The sequence below is a fragment of the Selenomonas timonae genome, assembly GCF_014250475.1.
Taxonomy (GTDB): Bacteria; Bacillota; Negativicutes; order Selenomonadales; family Selenomonadaceae; genus Centipeda; species Centipeda timonae.
In genome coordinates this window covers 279819-296109 of sequence record NZ_CP060204.1, presented here as the reverse complement: position 1 = coordinate 296109, position 16291 = coordinate 279819, and the positions used below count along the sequence as shown (strand labels likewise).

The following is a 16291-nucleotide window of genomic DNA, read 5'->3' as shown; positions in this document are numbered from 1 at the left end:
TATGAAAGAATACACGAATCCAATTTGACAAACAAAACGCTTTTCTATTATGATGAAGCGTATTCTTTTCAGAAAGGGTGGTTTTATGGACTTCCTCAATTCTCTTGTTGGCTCGATCAACGATTTCCTGTGGACTTATATCATCATCGTCGTGCTCGTCGGCTCTGGACTCTGGTTCACGCTGTCGACGGGGCTTGTTCAGCTGCGCGCACTGCCGGAGATGGTGCGTCTGCTTGCGGGCGATCTCGGACGGCGTCCGAGCGGACGCAAGGCGATCTCGTCGTTTCAGGCGTTCTGCGTCAGCACCGCCTCGCGCGTCGGTGTCGGCAACATCGCGGGCGTTGCCATCGCCATCGTCACGGGCGGACCGGGGGCTGTCTTCTGGATGTGGGTCATCGCCTTCATCGGGACGGCGACGGGCTTCGTCGAGAGTACGCTCGCCCAGATCTACAAGATTCCGCGTGGACACGGACTCTTTCACGGCGGCCCTGCGTACTACATTCAGAACGCACTCGGTCAGCCGGCGGTGGCAAAGCTCTTTGCCGTACTCATCTCCATCACGTTCGGTCTGATCTATGTATCGGTGCAGGCAAACACCATCGCGCTCTCGATGGAGAAGGCATTCGGCATCGACACGTGGGTCATGGGTGCGGTGCTTGCAGCGCTCTCGGGTGCGGTCATCTTCGGCGGCATTCAGCGCGTGGCAAACTTCTCCACCCTGCTCGTCCCTGTAATGGCGGGCATCTACCTCCTCATTGCACTCATCATCATTGTGTTGCACATTGACCAAGTACCCGCGATGTTCGCCCTCATCCTGCACGATGCGTTCAGCCCGCAGGCTGCTGTCGGCGGCGGCATTGGCACGGTCATCCTCACGGGCATTCGTCGCGGACTCTTCTCGAACGAGGCGGGCGAGGGGTCAATCCCGAACGCGGCGGCGACGGCGAACGTCACGCATCCTGTTAAGCAGGGGCTTGTGCAGGCGTTCGGCGTCTACGTCGATACGTGGATCGTCTGCTCGGCGACCGCGTTCATCGTCCTCCTCACGGGGCAGTACACCATCGGTGGCGACACGACGGGCATCGCTCTCGCGCAGGACTCGCTCGCGAGCGTCTTCGGCCCGTGGGCGTCGAGCCTCCTCGCCGTGCTCATCTTCCTCTTTGCATTCAGCTCCGTCGTCGGCAACTACTACTACGGCGAGATCAACATCCACTTCTTCGGCGGCAACACGGAGCGGGCGCTCTTCATCTACCGCCTCGGCGTCGTTGCAATGGTCTTCTTCGGCTGCATCGCGGCGCTCGGACTCGTGTGGAACCTCGCCGACCTCTTCATGGCGATGATCTGCCTCACGAACCTCTACGCCATTGCGCGGCTTGCACCGCTTGCACGCATCGCGCTCGCCGACTACTTCGCGCAGAAGGCGGCGGGGAAGAACCCCGTCTTCGACCCGAGCATCATGCCCGACCAGAAGGGCATTACGGCGTGGGGTGAGGATCAGTTCAAGCCGCAGAAACATTGATATTAGAATGGCAAAAGAGAGATCGGCTGCCTCTCGCTGGGCGCTGCGATCTCTCTTTTTTCTTGACAAGGGGGCGTGAGTCGTGCTAGACTAGCAAGCGTTGCAGAAGTGAATAGTTTTTTTGAATACCGTGGAGAGTTGTCCGAGTGGTTGAAGGAGCACGCCTGGAAAGCGTGTGTGCGGTGATACCGTACCGAGAGTTCGAATCTCTCACTCTCCGCCATTTTTATTGATTTTTCTCAGGGCGGGCTGCAATGCCTTGGTCTCGCGCAATGGGACCCTGTGAACCCCGTCAGGTCCGGAAGGAAGCAGCGGTAAGCGGATCGTCACATGTGCCGTGAGGGTGCCTGGGGATTGTGGCCTGCCGTGGGAGAAATCGGAATGCTGACGCAGCCTGAGAAGGGCTGCTTTTTTTATTGAGAAAAGTGAGGAGGTCTGACGATGTCGTACGTTGCGCTGTATCGCCGCTGGCGGCCGGAGACGTTTGCCGATCTCGTGGGGCAGGAGCATATCAGCCGCACGCTTGCGCGTGCCGTCACGTCGGGGCAGACGAGTCACGCCTACCTCTTTACGGGGCCGCGCGGCACGGGTAAGACTAGCACGGCAAAGATTCTCGCGCGTGCGCTCAACTGCGCCGAGGGACCGACGCTCACGCCATGCGGTGCCTGTGACTCCTGCCGTGCGATCAGCGACGGCTCGTCGATGGATGTGTTCGAGATCGACGCGGCATCGAACCGCGGCATTGACGAGATTCGCGATCTGCGCGAGTCTGTGAAGTTCGCACCGACGGAAGGGCACTATAAAATTTACATCATCGACGAGGTGCACATGCTGACGACGGAGGCGTTCAACGCCCTCCTCAAGACGCTTGAGGAGCCGCCCCCGCGCGTGATTTTTATCCTTGCGACGACGGAGCCGCACAAGGTGCCCGCGACGATTCAGTCACGGTGTCAGCGCTACGACTTCCATCGGATTACGGTGACGGAGATTCGTGATCGTTTGATTCGCGTCTGTCACGAGTCGGGCATTGCGGCGGATGAGGATGCGCTCGCCATCATTGCCGTGCAGGCGGACGGCGGTATGCGTGACGCACTCTCGATTCTCGATCAGTGTACGGCACTCGCGGAGGGCACGCTCACGGCGGAGCTCGTACAGGAGGCACTCGGACTCGTTGGGCGTGCGTGGATTGAGAAGATGGCGCTGCAGATCTCAGGCCGTACGGCGGCCCCGCTCATCACGCAGCTTGGGGAGCTGCTGCATAATGGGCGTGAACTGCGGCAGATTCTCGCGGAACTTGCCCAGTATTTCCGCAGTCTGATGATCGTCGGTGTGGGCGGTACGCTCGGGTCGGCAGAACTGCCCGATGGACAGGCGGAGGCGTTACGGGAGGCAGCGGCGCGCTTTACACAGGATGAGATCATGGCGATCCTGCGTAAGCTGAACGAGGCGATGCAGGAGATTCGCGTCTCGCCGCAGCCGCGCATTGCGGCGGAGAGTATGCTGATTGGGCTCTGCCGGCCTGCGGATGTCGCACCTGAGGGCGCACCTGTCACAGTGTCGAATCCTGCCGATACGGCGCGCATTGCACGGCTCGAGGCAGAGGTGCGGCGCCTGACGGAGCAGATTGCAGCGGGTGGCGTGTCTGCGGCGGGGAAGGCTGCGGCACAAAAGTCTGGCGTGCAGGGCGCGCCCGCTCCTGCACAGCAGACTGCACCGAAGACTGCGCCGCCGAAGCGCATCGCGAAGAGAGAGGCTGTAGATCCGGCTGCTCCGTCTGAACCCCGTCAACTGGATGCCGCACTCTGGAAGTCCTTTCAGGCGCGGCTCAAGGAGCGGCATCGACTCGCTGCGTCGCTGCTCTCGGGCGCGGGCTATGAGGGGGCGACCGAGACACATTTCTTCATCCGACCCGCGACGGATATGGCGCGCGACTATATTACGAATCGGCATCGTGCGGTGTTCGAGGAGGTTATGTCGGAGCTGGCAGGGCGTCCTCTCGTCATTGTCTGTACGGGCGGTGAGGACGAGAGTGCACCGCCCCCACCTGCGGCGGAGAAGGCACCGGAGTATCCTACCCCTGTGGCGGAGCTGCTGAAGATCGCGGGCGAGGGGGCGCGTGTCGAGGAGGTCAGTGCACCCGTGAAGAAGCCTGCGCCGCAGCCGAAAGCACCCGCATCCCCTGCCGCAGAGGATGCGGCGTACGAGGTGTACGAGCCGACGCCGGATGAGGAAGCGGAGATGTTCGGGGACGATGAGTTGCCGCCGGACGAGAACACTTGACGTTATGAGCAGATTTTGTTAGGCTAGGCATATCATTTCTACAATAAAGGAGAGTTACTATGTTTAACGGCGGCGGCAATATGGCCGGCATGATGAAAAAAGTTCAGAAGATGCAGAATGAGATGAAGAAGATGCAGGACGAGCTCAAGCGCAAGACAGTTGAGGTCTCCTCGGGTGGCGGCGCGGTGAAGATCGTCATGGATGGCGAGAAGCAGGTGCAGAGTCTCGTCATTGCACCTGCTGCAGTCGATCCCGAGGACATCGAGATGCTGCAGGATCTCATTTCGGCGGCGTTTAATGAAGCAACGAAGAAGGTTGATGAGATGATGGCGCAGGAGATGGGAAAGCTCACGAGCGGGCTTGGACTGCCGCCGGGACTTCTCTGATGCACACGGTTGCGCCGCTCACGCAGCTCATGGAGCAGTTTCGAGCGCTGCCGGGGATTGGGGCAAAGACTGCGGCGCGCCTCGCCTACCATGTCCTCGATATGGATATGGAGCGGGCACGTCGGCTTGCCTCTGCAATTATTGAGGCAAAGGAGAAGATCGGCTTCTGCTCCACCTGCTTCAACCTCACGGACAACGATCCGTGCGCCATCTGCACGGCGGAGAACCGAGACCATCGGACAATCTGCGTCGTCGAGCAGCCGCCCGACGTGGCGGCGATGGAGCGCATGAACGACTACAACGGCGTGTATCACGTCCTGCACGGCGCACTCTCGCCAATCGAGGGCGTGGGGCCGAACGACATCCGCATCCGCGAGCTTGTCACGCGCGTCGGGACGGCGGATGTGCAGGAGGTCATTGTTGCGACCAATCCGAACGTCGAGGGCGAGGCGACCGCAATGTATATTGCAAAGCTGCTGAAACCCATGGGCGTGCGCGTTACCCGCATTGCACACGGACTGCCCGTCGGCGGCGATCTCGAGTATGCGGACGAGGTGACGCTCGCGCGCGCCATGGAGAACAGAAGGGAGATCTAGGGTGGATATCATTGCAGGCATTGCCATCGGCATCATCATATTCGCGATTCTCGGAAAGCTGATCGCGCTGCCGTTCCACATTCTGTGGAAACTCATCACGAACAGCATTGTCGGAGCCATCATTCTATGGGGCATCAACCTCTTTGGTGCCGGCATCGAGATCACGTTTCTCAAGGCGCTCATCGTCGGTGTTCTCGGCATCCCCGGCGTTATTCTCGTGCTGATCGCACATGTGATGTGAGCTCCTACGAAAAACTTGAGAAAAAAGTTGAAAAAGGGGTTGACGAGAAGAACCCTCCTGTGTTATATTGTGACAGTCGCGCCGATGAGAGCCGCGAGGAACTGGAAAGAACCTTGAAGCCTTGTGCGGCGCAGGATGTACCCTGAAAACTACACAATGCAAAACATGTTAGAATTGAACTAACAAGCCAGATGCAACATCGTTGTGAAGGTGGAAACACCTTCGGTCAACGAACACAATTCTTTTACAAGAATGACATATTGAGCCAACAGGCTCTCGGATAGAAGTGGCAACACTTTCTTTAGCGGAGAGTTTGATCCTGGCTCAGGACGAACGCTGGCGGCGTGCTTAACACATGCAAGTCGAACGGGATGATTTAGAAGCTTGCTTTTAGAGAATCTAGTGGCAAACGGGTGAGTAACACGTAGACAACCTGCCGACAGGATGGGGACAACATTCCGAAAGGAATGCTAATACCGAATGAAGCGGAGGAGAGGCATCTCTCCTGCGTGAAAGATGGCCTCTGAATATGCTATCACCTGTCGATGGGTCTGCGTCTGATTAGCTAGTTGGTGAGGTAACGGCTCACCAAGGCGACGATCAGTAGCCGGTCTGAGAGGATGAACGGCCACATTGGGACTGAGACACGGCCCAGACTCCTACGGGAGGCAGCAGTGGGGAATCTTCCGCAATGGGCGCAAGCCTGACGGAGCAACGCCGCGTGAGTGAAGAAGGTCTTCGGATCGTAAAGCTCTGTTGATGGGGACGAACGTACGGAGTGCGAATAGTGCTCTGTAATGACGGTACCTATCGAGGAAGCCACGGCTAACTACGTGCCAGCAGCCGCGGTAATACGTAGGTGGCGAGCGTTGTCCGGAATCATTGGGCGTAAAGGGAGCGCAGGCGGGCATGTAAGTCTTTCTTAAAAGTTCGGGGCTCAACCCCGTGATGGGAAAGAAACTACATGTCTTGAGTACAGGAGAGGAAAGCGGAATTCCCAGTGTAGCGGTGAAATGCGTAGATATTGGGAGGAACACCAGTGGCGAAGGCGGCTTTCTGGACTGCAACTGACGCTGAGGCTCGAAAGCCAGGGGAGCGAACGGGATTAGATACCCCGGTAGTCCTGGCCGTAAACGATGGATACTAGGTGTGGGAGGTATCGACCCCTACCGTGCCGGAGTTAACGCAATAAGTATCCCGCCTGGGGAGTACGGTCGCAAGACTGAAACTCAAAGGAATTGACGGGGACCCGCACAAGCGGTGGAGTATGTGGTTTAATTCGAAGCAACGCGAAGAACCTTACCAGGCCTTGACATTGACTGAAAGTGCTAGAGATAGCACCCTCTCTTCGGAGACAGGAAAACAGGTGGTGCATGGCTGTCGTCAGCTCGTGTCGTGAGATGTTGGGTTAAGTCCCGCAACGAGCGCAACCCCTGTTCTTTGTTGCCATCACGTAAAGGTGGGCACTCAAAGGAGACTGCCGCGGAGAACGCGGAGGAAGGCGGGGATGACGTCAAGTCATCATGCCCCTTATGGTCTGGGCTACACACGTACTACAATGGAACGGACAGAGAGCAGCGAACCCGCGAGGGCAAGCGAACCTCAAAAACCGTTTCCCAGTTCGGATTGCAGGCTGCAACTCGCCTGCATGAAGTCGGAATCGCTAGTAATCGCAGGTCAGCATACTGCGGTGAATACGTTCCCGGGTCTTGTACACACCGCCCGTCACACCACGGAAGTCGTTCACACCCGAAGCCGGCGCAGCCGTCTAAGGTGGGGAAGGTGACTGGGGTGAAGTCGTAACAAGGTAGCCGTATCGGAAGGTGCGGCTGGATCACCTCCTTTCTAAGGATTCAGATGAACCAACGGTTCACAATCTTAGGTCGGTCATTTGGCTACGTTTTGCATTGTCTAGTTTTGAGGGTAACATCCATCATAAAATGGGGGCGTAGCTCAGCTGGGAGAGCACCTGCCTTGCAAGCAGGGGGTCAGGAGTTCGATTCTCCTCGTCTCCACCATCTTTTTTCTTATCGGGTGTAACCCGATATAGGTTGTACTAAGCAAAGCGAAAGTTTTGCGTAGGGCAAGGAATGAAGGAGAATCCAAGGGAGTCGTACTGAAACGTACGTCGACCGCAGGCTTCGACTGAATGACACAGCCATACACAAAAATCTCGCCTAGTTAGGTAGAACTAAGCAAAGCAAAAGCTTTCGCGTATAACAAGGAATGAGGAAAAACACAAGGGAGGCGTACTGAAAGGTACGTTGACCGCAGTGTTTGACCGAATGACACAGTTAGACGCAAAGATCTTGCTCTTGCGCCTCTTATGGGCCTATAGCTCAGCTGGTTAGAGCGCACGCCTGATAAGCGTGAGGTCAGTAGTTCAAGTCTACTTAGGCCCACCATTTTTGTTCACTGAAAACTGCACAGAAGAAACAAGAAAATCTAAAATGGGAAACGAAACGTTCTCATGTACGCTAGTTTCTCATCACTGAGGTCTTCTGCCGCAAGGCAGAAAGTAACAGAATAGATTTTCCCAAGCAAATTAGGATAAAGCGAAAATACCTAAGTAAACTTAAAGACGTAAGTCAAGTTTATAAGGGCATACGGCGGATGCCTAGGCGTTTCGAAACGAAGAAGGACGCGATAAGCTGCGATAAGCCATGACGAGCTGCAAGTAAGCATTGACTCATGGATTTCCGAATGGGGCAACCCGGCAAGAGTAACGTCTTGTCACTCTACCTTCGAGGTAGAGAGAAAACACCCGATGAACTGAAACATCTAAGTAGTCGGAGGAAAAGAAATCAAAGAGATTCCCTGAGTAGCGGCGAGCGAAACGGGAGGAGCCCAAACCAAATGACTTCGGTTGTTTGGGGTTGCGGACCTGCAACAAACCGGACACTTTAGTGGAAGCATCTGGGAAGGTGCGGCAAAGAGAGTGAGACCCTCGTACACGAAAGAGTGAAAAGCGGGCAGGGATCCAGAGTACCACAGGGCACGAGGAACCCAGTGGGAAGCAGGGTGGACCACCATCCAAGGCTAAATACATCGAAACGACCGATAGCGAAAAGTACCGTGAGGGAAAGGTGAAAAGAACCCCGGGAGGGGAGTGCAATAGAACCTGAAACCGTATGTCTACAAACAGTCGGAGCACTTTACATGTGCGACGGCGTGCCTATTGAAGAATGAACCGGCGAGTTAATTTATGCTGCGAGGTTAAGCGGGAGACGCGGAGCCGAAGCGAAAGCGAGTCTTAAGAGGGCGAAAAGTAGCATGGATTAGGCCCGAAACCGCAGTGATCTATACATGTCCAGGTTGAAGCTCAGGTAAAAATGAGTGGAGGACCGAACCCGTGCATGTTGAAAAATGTTGGGATGAGATGTGTATAGGGGTGAAATGCCAATCGAACGTGGAGATAGCTGGTTCTCCCCGAAATAGCTTTAGGGCTAGCCTCAGGCGAATAACCATAGAGACGGTAGAGCACTGATCGGGCAAGGGGGCGTAAAGCCTACCGACCCCAGTCAAACTACGAATGGCTCATATGGGCAGCCTGGGAGTCAGAATGCGAGTGATAAGACCCGTATTCAAGAGGGAAACAGCCCAGACCGCCGGCTAAGGTCCCAAATGCTGTGCTAAGTGGAGAAGGATGTAGGACTTCGAAAACAACCAGGATGTTGGCTCAGAAGCAGCCACCATTAAAAGAGTGCGTAATAGCTCACTGGTCGAGAGGCCCTGCGCCGAAAATATCCGGGGCTAAAGCACAGAACCGAAGCCGCGGCAGGGTGTACTAAGGTACACACTGGGTAGGGGAGCGTTCCTGTTTGGACGAAGGCAGACCGGAAGGACTGCTGGACGAGCAGGAAGTGAGAATGCCGGTATGAGTAGCGAAACGACAGGTGAGAATCCTGTCCACCGAAAGCCTAAGGTATCCCGGGCAACGCTCGTCGTCCCGGGGTTAGTCGGGACCTAAGCCGAGGCGAAAAGCATAGGCGATGGACAACTGGCGAAAATTCCAGTACCGGGCGTCTTCGTTTGAGGATGGAGTGACGCAGGAAGGAAGCTGAGCGTGCGAATGGAAGAGCACGTCGAAGGCGGTAGGCTCGTATGGAGGCAAATCCCCATACTGCAAGGCCGAGAACCGATAGATAGGAAAGACTACGGTCAATCTGAATTCAGCTGCACTACACTGCCAAGAAAAGCTTCTAACGAGAGGACGTCCGCCCGTACCAAAACCGACACAGGTAGGCGGGGAGAGAATCCTAAGGTGCGCGGGAAAACCCTCGTTAAGGAACTCGGCAAAATGCATCCGTAACTTCGGGAAAAGGATGGCCGTTGATGGTGAAGCTTTTTACAAGTGGAGCTGTTGGCGGCGGCAGAAAAGAGGCCCAAGCGACTGTTTACCACAAACACAGGTGCCTGCGAAAGCGCAAGCTGAAGTATAGGTGCTGACGCCTGCCCGGTGCAGGAAGGTTAAGGAGAGTTGTTAGCCCCTGAGGTGAAGCAGCGAACTGAAGCCCCTGTAAACGGCGGCCGTAACTATAACGGTCCTAAGGTAGCGAAATTCCTTGTCGGGTAAGTTCCGACCCGCACGAAAGGCGTAACGATTTGGGCACTGTCTCAACGAGGGACCCGGTGAAATTGAAATACCTGTGAAGATGCAGGTTACCCGCGACTGGACAGAAAGACCCCATGGAGCTTTACTGCAGCTTGGCATTGGTCTTTGGCATATAACGTACAGGATAGCCGGGAGACTGGGAAGTCATATCGCTAGATGTGATGGAGTCACCGTTGGGATACCGGCCTTTATATGCTAAGGATCTAACCGGAACATTAACCGTGTTCGGGACAGTACCAGGCGGGCAGTTTGACTGGGGCGGTCGCCTCCGAAAGAGCAACGGAGGCGTCCAAAGGTTCCCTCAGCGCGGACAGAAACCCCGCGAAGAGCATAACGGCAGAAGGGAGCTTGACTGCGAGACTGACGGGTCGAGCAGGTACGAAAGTAGGGCTTAGTGATCCGGTGGAAAGAGAGTGGAATTGCCATCGCTCAACGGATAAAAGCTACCCTGGGGATAACAGGCTAATCTCTCCCAAGAGTCCATATCGACGGGGAGGTTTGGCACCTCGATGTCGGCTCATCACATCCTGGGGCTGAAGCAGGTCCCAAGGGTTGGGCTGTTCGCCCATTAAAGTGGTACGTGAGCTGGGTTCAGAACGTCGTGAGACAGTTCGGTCCATATCCATCGCGGGCGCAAGATACATGAGGGAGGCTGCTCCTAGTACGAGAGGACCGGAGTGGACGGACCAACGGTGTACCGGTTGTCCTGCCAAGGGCACGGCCGGGTAGCTGCGTCCGGAAGGGATAAACGCTGAAAGCATCTAAGCGTGAAGCCCGTCCCGAGATGAAGTATCTCATTCCTATAAGGAAGTAAGACCCCTTGAAGAAGACAAGGTAGATAGGCTGGGTGTGGAAGCACAGCAATGTGTGCAGCTGACCAGCACTAATCGGTCGAGGGCTTGACTATATTCTAAGGTAGTTTTACCCAATACATTTGCAAGGAAGTTTCTTCTGTGAAGTTTTGAGTGGACAACACTCAAGAAGATGCGGTGATGATGCCTGAACGGTTCCACCTGTTCCCATTCCGAACACAGTAGTTAAGCGTTCAAAGGCCGAGGGTACTTCGTTGGAGACGACGTGGGAGAGTAGGTAGTTGCCGCAAAACAAAAGACTCGTGAGATTTCACGGGTCTTTTGTCATTATAGGAGGAGTGTATATGAAAAAGAAATGGATCGTTGTACTAACAGGCATTCTGTTCTTTGGAATCGGCTATCTTATGCTCACGATTTCTCCTGATCCGATGGAGGAAAACCTGGAACTTGCACGGCAAGCAGCTAATCCACAGGAGGCGGCAGCTGCAATTTCTGCAAATAACAAAAAAGATGTTTTTTCGAGTACAGCTGCGTATTTTCTGGTCGGACTTGGATTTGCGATGACGGGGTATGGTATTTTTATGAGTGAAAAGAAGGAGACATCGGAAGATAAGATGTGAGATTCTTCTTGCACTTTTACTATGCTCACACTATAATAGGAACAGTTTTGTATGGGTCGGCGGTACAGATGAGGAAGCACTGATTATTCAGCTTATGGGAGATTCCTCGACTGCACGCCATGAAGGAGGCTGTTTTATGATTTTGGATCGCTTGGAGAATTTGCCGCTTGGCAGATTTCAGTACAAGCTGCTTGCTGTGACAGGACTTGGGTGGCTGTTCGATGCGATGGATACGGGACTGATCGCGTTCGTCCTGCCTGTGCTTGCGCGAGAGTGGAGTCTCACACCTGCGCAGGTGGGATGGATCGGATCCATTGGACTGATTGGCATGGCGCTTGGTGCGGTGCTTGCAGGTACGATTGCAGATCGCATTGGACGCAAGCAGGTGTTTACGATCACGGTTCTTCTTTATAGCATATCAACAGGGCTGTGCGCGGTGGCGTGGAGCTATGAGTCGCTGCTTGTGTTCCGCTTCCTTGTAGGCTTTGGTCTTGGCGGAGAACTGCCCGTTGCGGCGACCTTGATGAGCGAGTACGCACCTGCGAAGCTGCGCGGACGATTCATTGTTCTGCTCGAGAGCTTTTGGGGACTGGGGTGGCTCGCAGCGGCGTGCATTGCCTATCTCCTGATTCCTGCGCTTGGCTGGCAGGCGGCATTTCTCATTGGTACGCTGCCCGCCCTCTATGTTTTCCTTCTGCGCCTGCACATGCCGGAGTCGATTCGCTATCTGCTCTCGAAGGGGCGTGTGGATGAGGCAAAGGCGATTATCCGCGACATTGAGCGACAGCTGAAGCTGCCGGAGCGTCCGTTCCTCGATCAGCTCGCACCGGGCAGAGTCGAGGCGGAGCGCGTGGAAACGCCGGGCTTTATGACGCTCTGGGCGAAGGGGATGCGCCGCCGTACGACGATGCTCTGGCTCGCGTGGTTCGGCATTGTGTTCAGCTACTATGGTATCTTTATGTGGCTGCCGTCGATTGTGTATGCGCAAGGCTTCGAGATTGTCAAGACGTTCGAGTATGTGCTCATCATGACGCTCGCCCAGCTGCCGGGCTACTATGCGGCGGCGTATCTGGTGGATGTGATCGGGCGCCGCTATACACTTGGCTTATTCCTCCTGCTGAGCGGTGTGTGCAGCTATTTCTTCGGAAATGCGGGCGATGTCACGGCGCTCCTCGTCTGGGGTGCGGCGATGAGTTTCTTCAACCTCGGTGCATGGGGCGTTATCTACACCTATACGCCGGAGCAGTATCCGACGTCGATGCGAGCGCTCGGCAGCGGCTGGGCGGCGGGGTTTGGCCGCATTGGCGGCATGATTGCCCCCATGCTCGTCGGTGTGATGCTTGCGAATGCCTTTCCGATGAGCGGTATCTTCATGATGTTCGCAGCGGTTTTTGCATTGATTTCAGGGGCAGTTATCATTCTCGGGCGAGAGAGCAAGCAGCAGACACTTGAAGAGCTGGAGCATTCACTGGGCTAACGGAAAAAACTAGCGAAAATTTCTTGACTGTGCTACAATAGAGCAGATAGACTCTATTGTAGCACATTTTTTTGAGGTGACATTTTGCGACATTCTTTGAAACGCCTTGTAGCGGCGTCTCTTTTTGCGTTGACAATAAATTTTTATACACCGGAAACCCATGCAATGCCTCCAATTCTCCCATACAGTGAGGTGACGGCGGGCATGCAGGGAACGGCATATACGGTGCTTGATACGTCCGGTGAGATCCGTACGTTCCCTATTGAGATCCTCGGCGTGATGGAGGGTGGAAAAGGCTCTCAGCGTATGATTATGGCGCGGACGAGCGGTGAATTTATCGAGCATGTCGGCGGTGTGCTCCAAGGGATGAGCGGAAGTCCGATCTATGTGGGCGATCGCCTGGTTGGTGCGCTCGCAGCGGGACTGAAGGATCTGAGCCCCTATACATTTTTCATCACGCCGATCGAGGATATGACACCGCTCTGGTCGATGCCGGATGTGAAGAATCAGACGAATATTGCGACCGTCGATCTTGTGAAGGAGATCGAGGAGCGCAAGAAGGCGGAGGAAAAACGCCGTCTGCGCGAGCGTGAAAAGGCATTTGAGAAGATGTCACGCGAAGAGCGCGAAGCAGAGTGGCGCGATATGATCGCGGTGCTGAAGGGGGAGAAGACGGAGGACACTGCGACGAACTCCGACAGGTCTGCGGCAGCGGAGGAGTCTTCTGCTGCCGCACATACGGACAGCGCCTCCGAGGATACGGAAGCCAAGTCTGGAAATGCGGCGGAGGAGAAGGCATATTTCTTTACGCAGGGATTTAACGCTGCGGGGCTGCGCTATTTGCAGAACAACCTTCCAATGAATGGAGCCTCCTTCCTGCCGCTCGGCGGTTTTGGCGCAAGTTCCAAGCTGCACACACGCTATGATGCGACGCTCACGGGAGGTCAGCCCGTCGGTGTGGCGCTCGTCTACGGCGATTTCAGCATCGGTGCGACGGGCACGGTGACGGCAGTCGACGGCAAGAAGATCTTGGCGTTCGGACACTCCTTTATGCACAAGGGGAATGTCAACTACTTCATGACGGATGCGGATGTCATCGGCACGATTGCAGGGCAGAGCAACGGTGTAAAGATTGCGAACATCGGCAGTGTGATCGGGCGTGTGAATCAGGATCGCGAGACGGGGATCGCAGGGGTTCTCGGGACATTCCCGACCTCGGTGCCCATGCAGATTCACGTAAAGGACAATGCGCTTGGGACGGAGGAGACGTTCGGTGCACAGATCGCCTACGACGAGGATTTCCTGCCGATTCTTTCGGGCAGTGTTGCCTACGCAGCGATGAGCCGTGTGTCGGATGCACTCGGCAGCAGCACCGCGCGCATCCGCTTTGCAATTCGTACGAACGCCTACGAGGGCGGTCTGTTCGAGCGCCGCAATATGTACTATAGTCCGGCCGATGTCGGGCAGGTTGCCGTGACGGAACTCCTGCAGGCGATGAATCTGATTGTGACGAATGCGGAGCAGGAGTCCGACCTCATCGATGTCAATGTGGATGTGGAACTGAACGGCGAGCGGCAGACGGCGCTGCTGGTCTCGGCGACGCCGGACAAGATGACGGTGAAGCCGGGGGATACGGTGACGTTCCAAACGAAGATCCGTCCCTATCGGAGGGAGGAAGAGACGCTCTCCATTCCCTACAAGGTGCCCAAGACGCAGCCGGCGGGAACGCTGAATCTGGATATTCGCGGCGGCGGTTTTGTGCCCGTGAATCCGCTGATGCTGCTCGCGCAGGCGGGGCTTGCGGTTCCCGATGACGAAGAAAAATTCAAATCGACGGGTGATCGCCTGCGTGAACTGGCGGAACAGGGACAGAACAACGAGATCATCATTGCGCCCGGCGCGGCTCCCGCACCGACCTCCGAGAAGGAGATGAAGAAGCGCATGAAGGCGGCGGCAAAGGCGTCGGCGCGCGCGGCGAAGGAAGAGCCTGAGAAGCGCGTGACGCTGCTGGCCGATCCGAAGAAGAGGGAAGAGAAGGAAAAATTCTTTGCGCCGTATGTGATTGAGAACGTGATACACGCGACGCTCAAGGTAGAGGAATAAGCCGCAAGGAGGGGAACGGCGAATGGAACAACTGGTCATTCATGGGGGCAATCCCCTGCGCGGCCGCGTGAAGATCGGCGGGGCGAAGAATGCGGTGTTGCCGATCATTGCGGCGGCACTCCTCGGCAGCCGTGGTGTGAGCGTGCTCGACGATGTGCCGGCGCTTGAGGATGTCTATACGATCTCCTCAGTGCTGCGCTCGCTTGGGGTAAAGGCGGATTACTCTGCCGCAGAGCATCGGCTGACGATCGATGCAACGCGGATTGAAACGCTCTCCGCACCCTATGAGCTCGTGCGCAAGATGCGTGCATCGTTTCTCATCATGGGACCGCTGCTCGCCCGTGAGGGGCGGGCGGAGATCTCGCTGCCCGGCGGCTGCGCGATCGGAACGCGTCCCATTGACCTGCATCTCAAGGGATTTGAGGCGCTGGGCGCGCAGATCGAGATCACGCAAGGGGCGATTCACGCCTCTGCACCGAACGGGCTCAAGGGAGCGCGCATCTATTTTGATTTCCCGAGCGTGGGTGCGACGGAGAACGTGATGATGGCGGCATCGTGTGCCGAGGGGCAGACGATCCTCGAGAATCCGGCGCTCGAGCCGGAGATTGTCGACCTCGCGAACTATCTGAACGTCATGGGTGCACACATCCGCGGCGCGGGAACGAATCAGATCAAGATCGACGGTGTGCCTGGGCTGATGGCGGCGGACTACACGATCATCCCCGACCGCATCGAGGCGGGGACGTACATGGTCGCGGCGGCAATGACGGGCGGCGATGTCTTCATCGAGAATGCGATCAGCGAGCATCTCAAGCCCGTTGTGGCAAAGCTCAAGGAGGCGGGCGCGCAGATCGAGGAGGATATTGCGGGCATCCGCGTACGCGCGGACGGGAAAATGAAGGCGATCGACCTCAAGACGCTGCCCTATCCCGGATTCCCAACGGATATGCAGGCGCAGTTCATGGCGATGCTCACTGTCGCTGAGGGGACGAGTGTCGTGACGGAGACGGTCTTCGAGAACCGCTTTATGCACGTTGAGGAGCTGCAGCGCATGGGTGCTGCGATCCGCGTGGACGGGCGGACGGCGACCGTCGAGGGCGGACGCACTCTGACGGGGGCTGCTGTGCGTGCGACGGATCTGCGCGCGGGCGCTGCGATGGTGCTTGCGGGACTCGTTGCAGACGGTGAGACGCGCGTGGGCTACATCCACCATATCGACCGCGGCTATGATGATCTCGTGGCAAAACTGGTTGCACTCGGCGCGGATATCCGCCGTACGGAGGGCATCTGGGACGAGTGTGAAAAATCACTTGCATAAATGGAATTTATGCGATAAAATCAGTGAAGAAGACCGATTGAGGAGGAATGAGTCATGAAGCACATCAAGACGGTCAACAAGCCGACGATGCAGTCCACGCTCTACACGGGTGGCTGCGGTGAGTGTCAGGCATCCTGCCAGTCCGCCTGCAAGACTTCCTGCACGGTGGGCAACCAGCCCTGCGCGAAGTAAGGCGGGGGAATCGGCTGCGGGGCTGTTGCATGAAGTCTTGTTGATTCGTGCAGCAGCCCCTTTATGCTTTTGTTCGTGATGCGCGTTCAAAGCGCCCCTTCCACCGCTTCGCGGTCTACACGTCCCGCGCAC

Annotated in this window: 10 protein-coding genes, 3 tRNA genes, 3 rRNA genes and 1 other RNA gene; all 17 read left to right on the top strand. The window is 56.3% G+C overall.

The window, feature by feature from the left end:
- Nucleotides 1-85: 85 nt before the first annotated feature.
- Complete coding sequence (locus H1B31_RS01375) at nucleotides 86-1519, top strand: alanine/glycine:cation symporter family protein (protein ID WP_185980589.1); 1434 nt, start codon at nucleotides 86-88, stop codon at nucleotides 1517-1519.
- Nucleotides 1520-1651: 132 nt separating this feature from the next.
- Nucleotides 1652-1742: transfer RNA gene (locus H1B31_RS01370), tRNA-Ser, on the top strand.
- 33 nt (nucleotides 1743-1775) lie between these two features.
- Nucleotides 1776-1875: signal recognition particle sRNA small type (ffs, locus tag H1B31_RS01365), an RNA gene on the top strand.
- A gap of 85 nt (nucleotides 1876-1960) precedes the next feature.
- Nucleotides 1961-3799 carry a DNA polymerase III subunit gamma/tau gene (dnaX, locus tag H1B31_RS01360; RefSeq protein WP_185980588.1) on the top strand — a complete coding sequence of 613 codons (1839 nt, stop codon included), beginning with the start codon at nucleotides 1961-1963 and terminating at the stop codon, nucleotides 3797-3799.
- Nucleotides 3800-3858: 59 nt separating this feature from the next.
- Entirely contained in the window at nucleotides 3859-4185 is a 327-nt protein-coding gene (locus H1B31_RS01355; RefSeq protein WP_009441643.1) for a YbaB/EbfC family nucleoid-associated protein, read from the top strand.
- A complete protein-coding gene (recR, locus tag H1B31_RS01350) occupies nucleotides 4185-4781 on the top strand; it encodes a recombination mediator RecR (RefSeq protein WP_185980587.1) in 597 nt (198 codons plus the stop codon). The genes H1B31_RS01355 and recR overlap by 1 nt, the downstream gene beginning before the upstream one ends.
- 1 nt (nucleotide 4782) lies before the next feature.
- Nucleotides 4783-5022, top strand: a complete 240-nt coding sequence (locus tag H1B31_RS01345) for a pro-sigmaK processing inhibitor BofA family protein (protein ID WP_185980586.1) — start codon at nucleotides 4783-4785, stop codon at nucleotides 5020-5022.
- Between the two features lie 301 nt (nucleotides 5023-5323).
- Nucleotides 5324-6867, top strand: a 16S ribosomal RNA gene (locus H1B31_RS01340).
- Between the two features lie 97 nt (nucleotides 6868-6964).
- Nucleotides 6965-7040 (top strand) — tRNA-Ala (locus tag H1B31_RS01335).
- Nucleotides 7041-7350: 310 nt separating this feature from the next.
- Nucleotides 7351-7427, top strand: a tRNA-Ile gene (locus H1B31_RS01330).
- Between the two features lie 181 nt (nucleotides 7428-7608).
- Nucleotides 7609-10544: ribosomal RNA gene (locus H1B31_RS01325) — 23S ribosomal RNA — on the top strand.
- A 78-nt stretch (nucleotides 10545-10622) separates the two neighbouring features.
- Nucleotides 10623-10739 (top strand): 5S ribosomal RNA (gene rrf / locus H1B31_RS01320).
- The 16S, 23S and 5S rRNA genes sit together here with 2 tRNA genes alongside, the layout of an rRNA operon.
- A 54-nt stretch (nucleotides 10740-10793) precedes the next feature.
- Nucleotides 10794-11069 carry a hypothetical protein gene (locus H1B31_RS01315; protein ID WP_185980585.1) on the top strand — a complete coding sequence of 92 codons (276 nt, stop codon included), beginning with the start codon at nucleotides 10794-10796 and terminating at the stop codon, nucleotides 11067-11069.
- 136 nt (nucleotides 11070-11205) lie between these two features.
- The gene (locus tag H1B31_RS01310) at nucleotides 11206-12546 is read left to right on the top strand and encodes an MFS transporter (RefSeq protein WP_009440040.1); all 1341 of its coding nucleotides are present in this window, start codon (nucleotides 11206-11208) and stop codon (nucleotides 12544-12546) included.
- A 165-nt stretch (nucleotides 12547-12711) separates the two neighbouring features.
- A complete protein-coding gene (locus H1B31_RS01305; protein ID WP_226372119.1) occupies nucleotides 12712-14649 on the top strand; it encodes a SpoIVB peptidase S55 domain-containing protein in 1938 nt (645 codons plus the stop codon).
- Nucleotides 14650-14671: 22 nt separating this feature from the next.
- Complete coding sequence (gene murA / locus H1B31_RS01300) at nucleotides 14672-15967, top strand: UDP-N-acetylglucosamine 1-carboxyvinyltransferase (protein ID WP_185980583.1); 1296 nt, start codon at nucleotides 14672-14674, stop codon at nucleotides 15965-15967.
- A gap of 54 nt (nucleotides 15968-16021) precedes the next feature.
- Complete coding sequence (scfA, locus tag H1B31_RS01295) at nucleotides 16022-16159, top strand: six-cysteine ranthipeptide SCIFF (RefSeq protein WP_006691237.1); 138 nt, start codon at nucleotides 16022-16024, stop codon at nucleotides 16157-16159.
- The last annotated feature ends 132 nt before the right edge of the window (nucleotides 16160-16291 follow it).

Coding starts and splice junctions, on each gene's coding strand:
- H1B31_RS01305 (WP_226372119.1), top strand. CDS start 12,712: ATGCCTCCAATTCTCCCATACAGTGAGGTGACGGCGGGCATGCAGGGA.
- dnaX (WP_185980588.1), top strand. CDS start 1,961: ATGTCGTACGTTGCGCTGTATCGCCGCTGGCGGCCGGAGACGTTTGCC.
- scfA (WP_006691237.1), top strand. CDS start 16,022: ATGAAGCACATCAAGACGGTCAACAAGCCGACGATGCAGTCCACGCTC.
- H1B31_RS01375 (WP_185980589.1), top strand. CDS start 86: ATGGACTTCCTCAATTCTCTTGTTGGCTCGATCAACGATTTCCTGTGG.
- murA (WP_185980583.1), top strand. CDS start 14,672: ATGGAACAACTGGTCATTCATGGGGGCAATCCCCTGCGCGGCCGCGTG.
- recR (WP_185980587.1), top strand. CDS start 4,185: ATGCACACGGTTGCGCCGCTCACGCAGCTCATGGAGCAGTTTCGAGCG.
- H1B31_RS01355 (WP_009441643.1), top strand. CDS start 3,859: ATGTTTAACGGCGGCGGCAATATGGCCGGCATGATGAAAAAAGTTCAG.
- H1B31_RS01310 (WP_009440040.1), top strand. CDS start 11,206: ATGATTTTGGATCGCTTGGAGAATTTGCCGCTTGGCAGATTTCAGTAC.
- H1B31_RS01315 (WP_185980585.1), top strand. CDS start 10,794: ATGAAAAAGAAATGGATCGTTGTACTAACAGGCATTCTGTTCTTTGGA.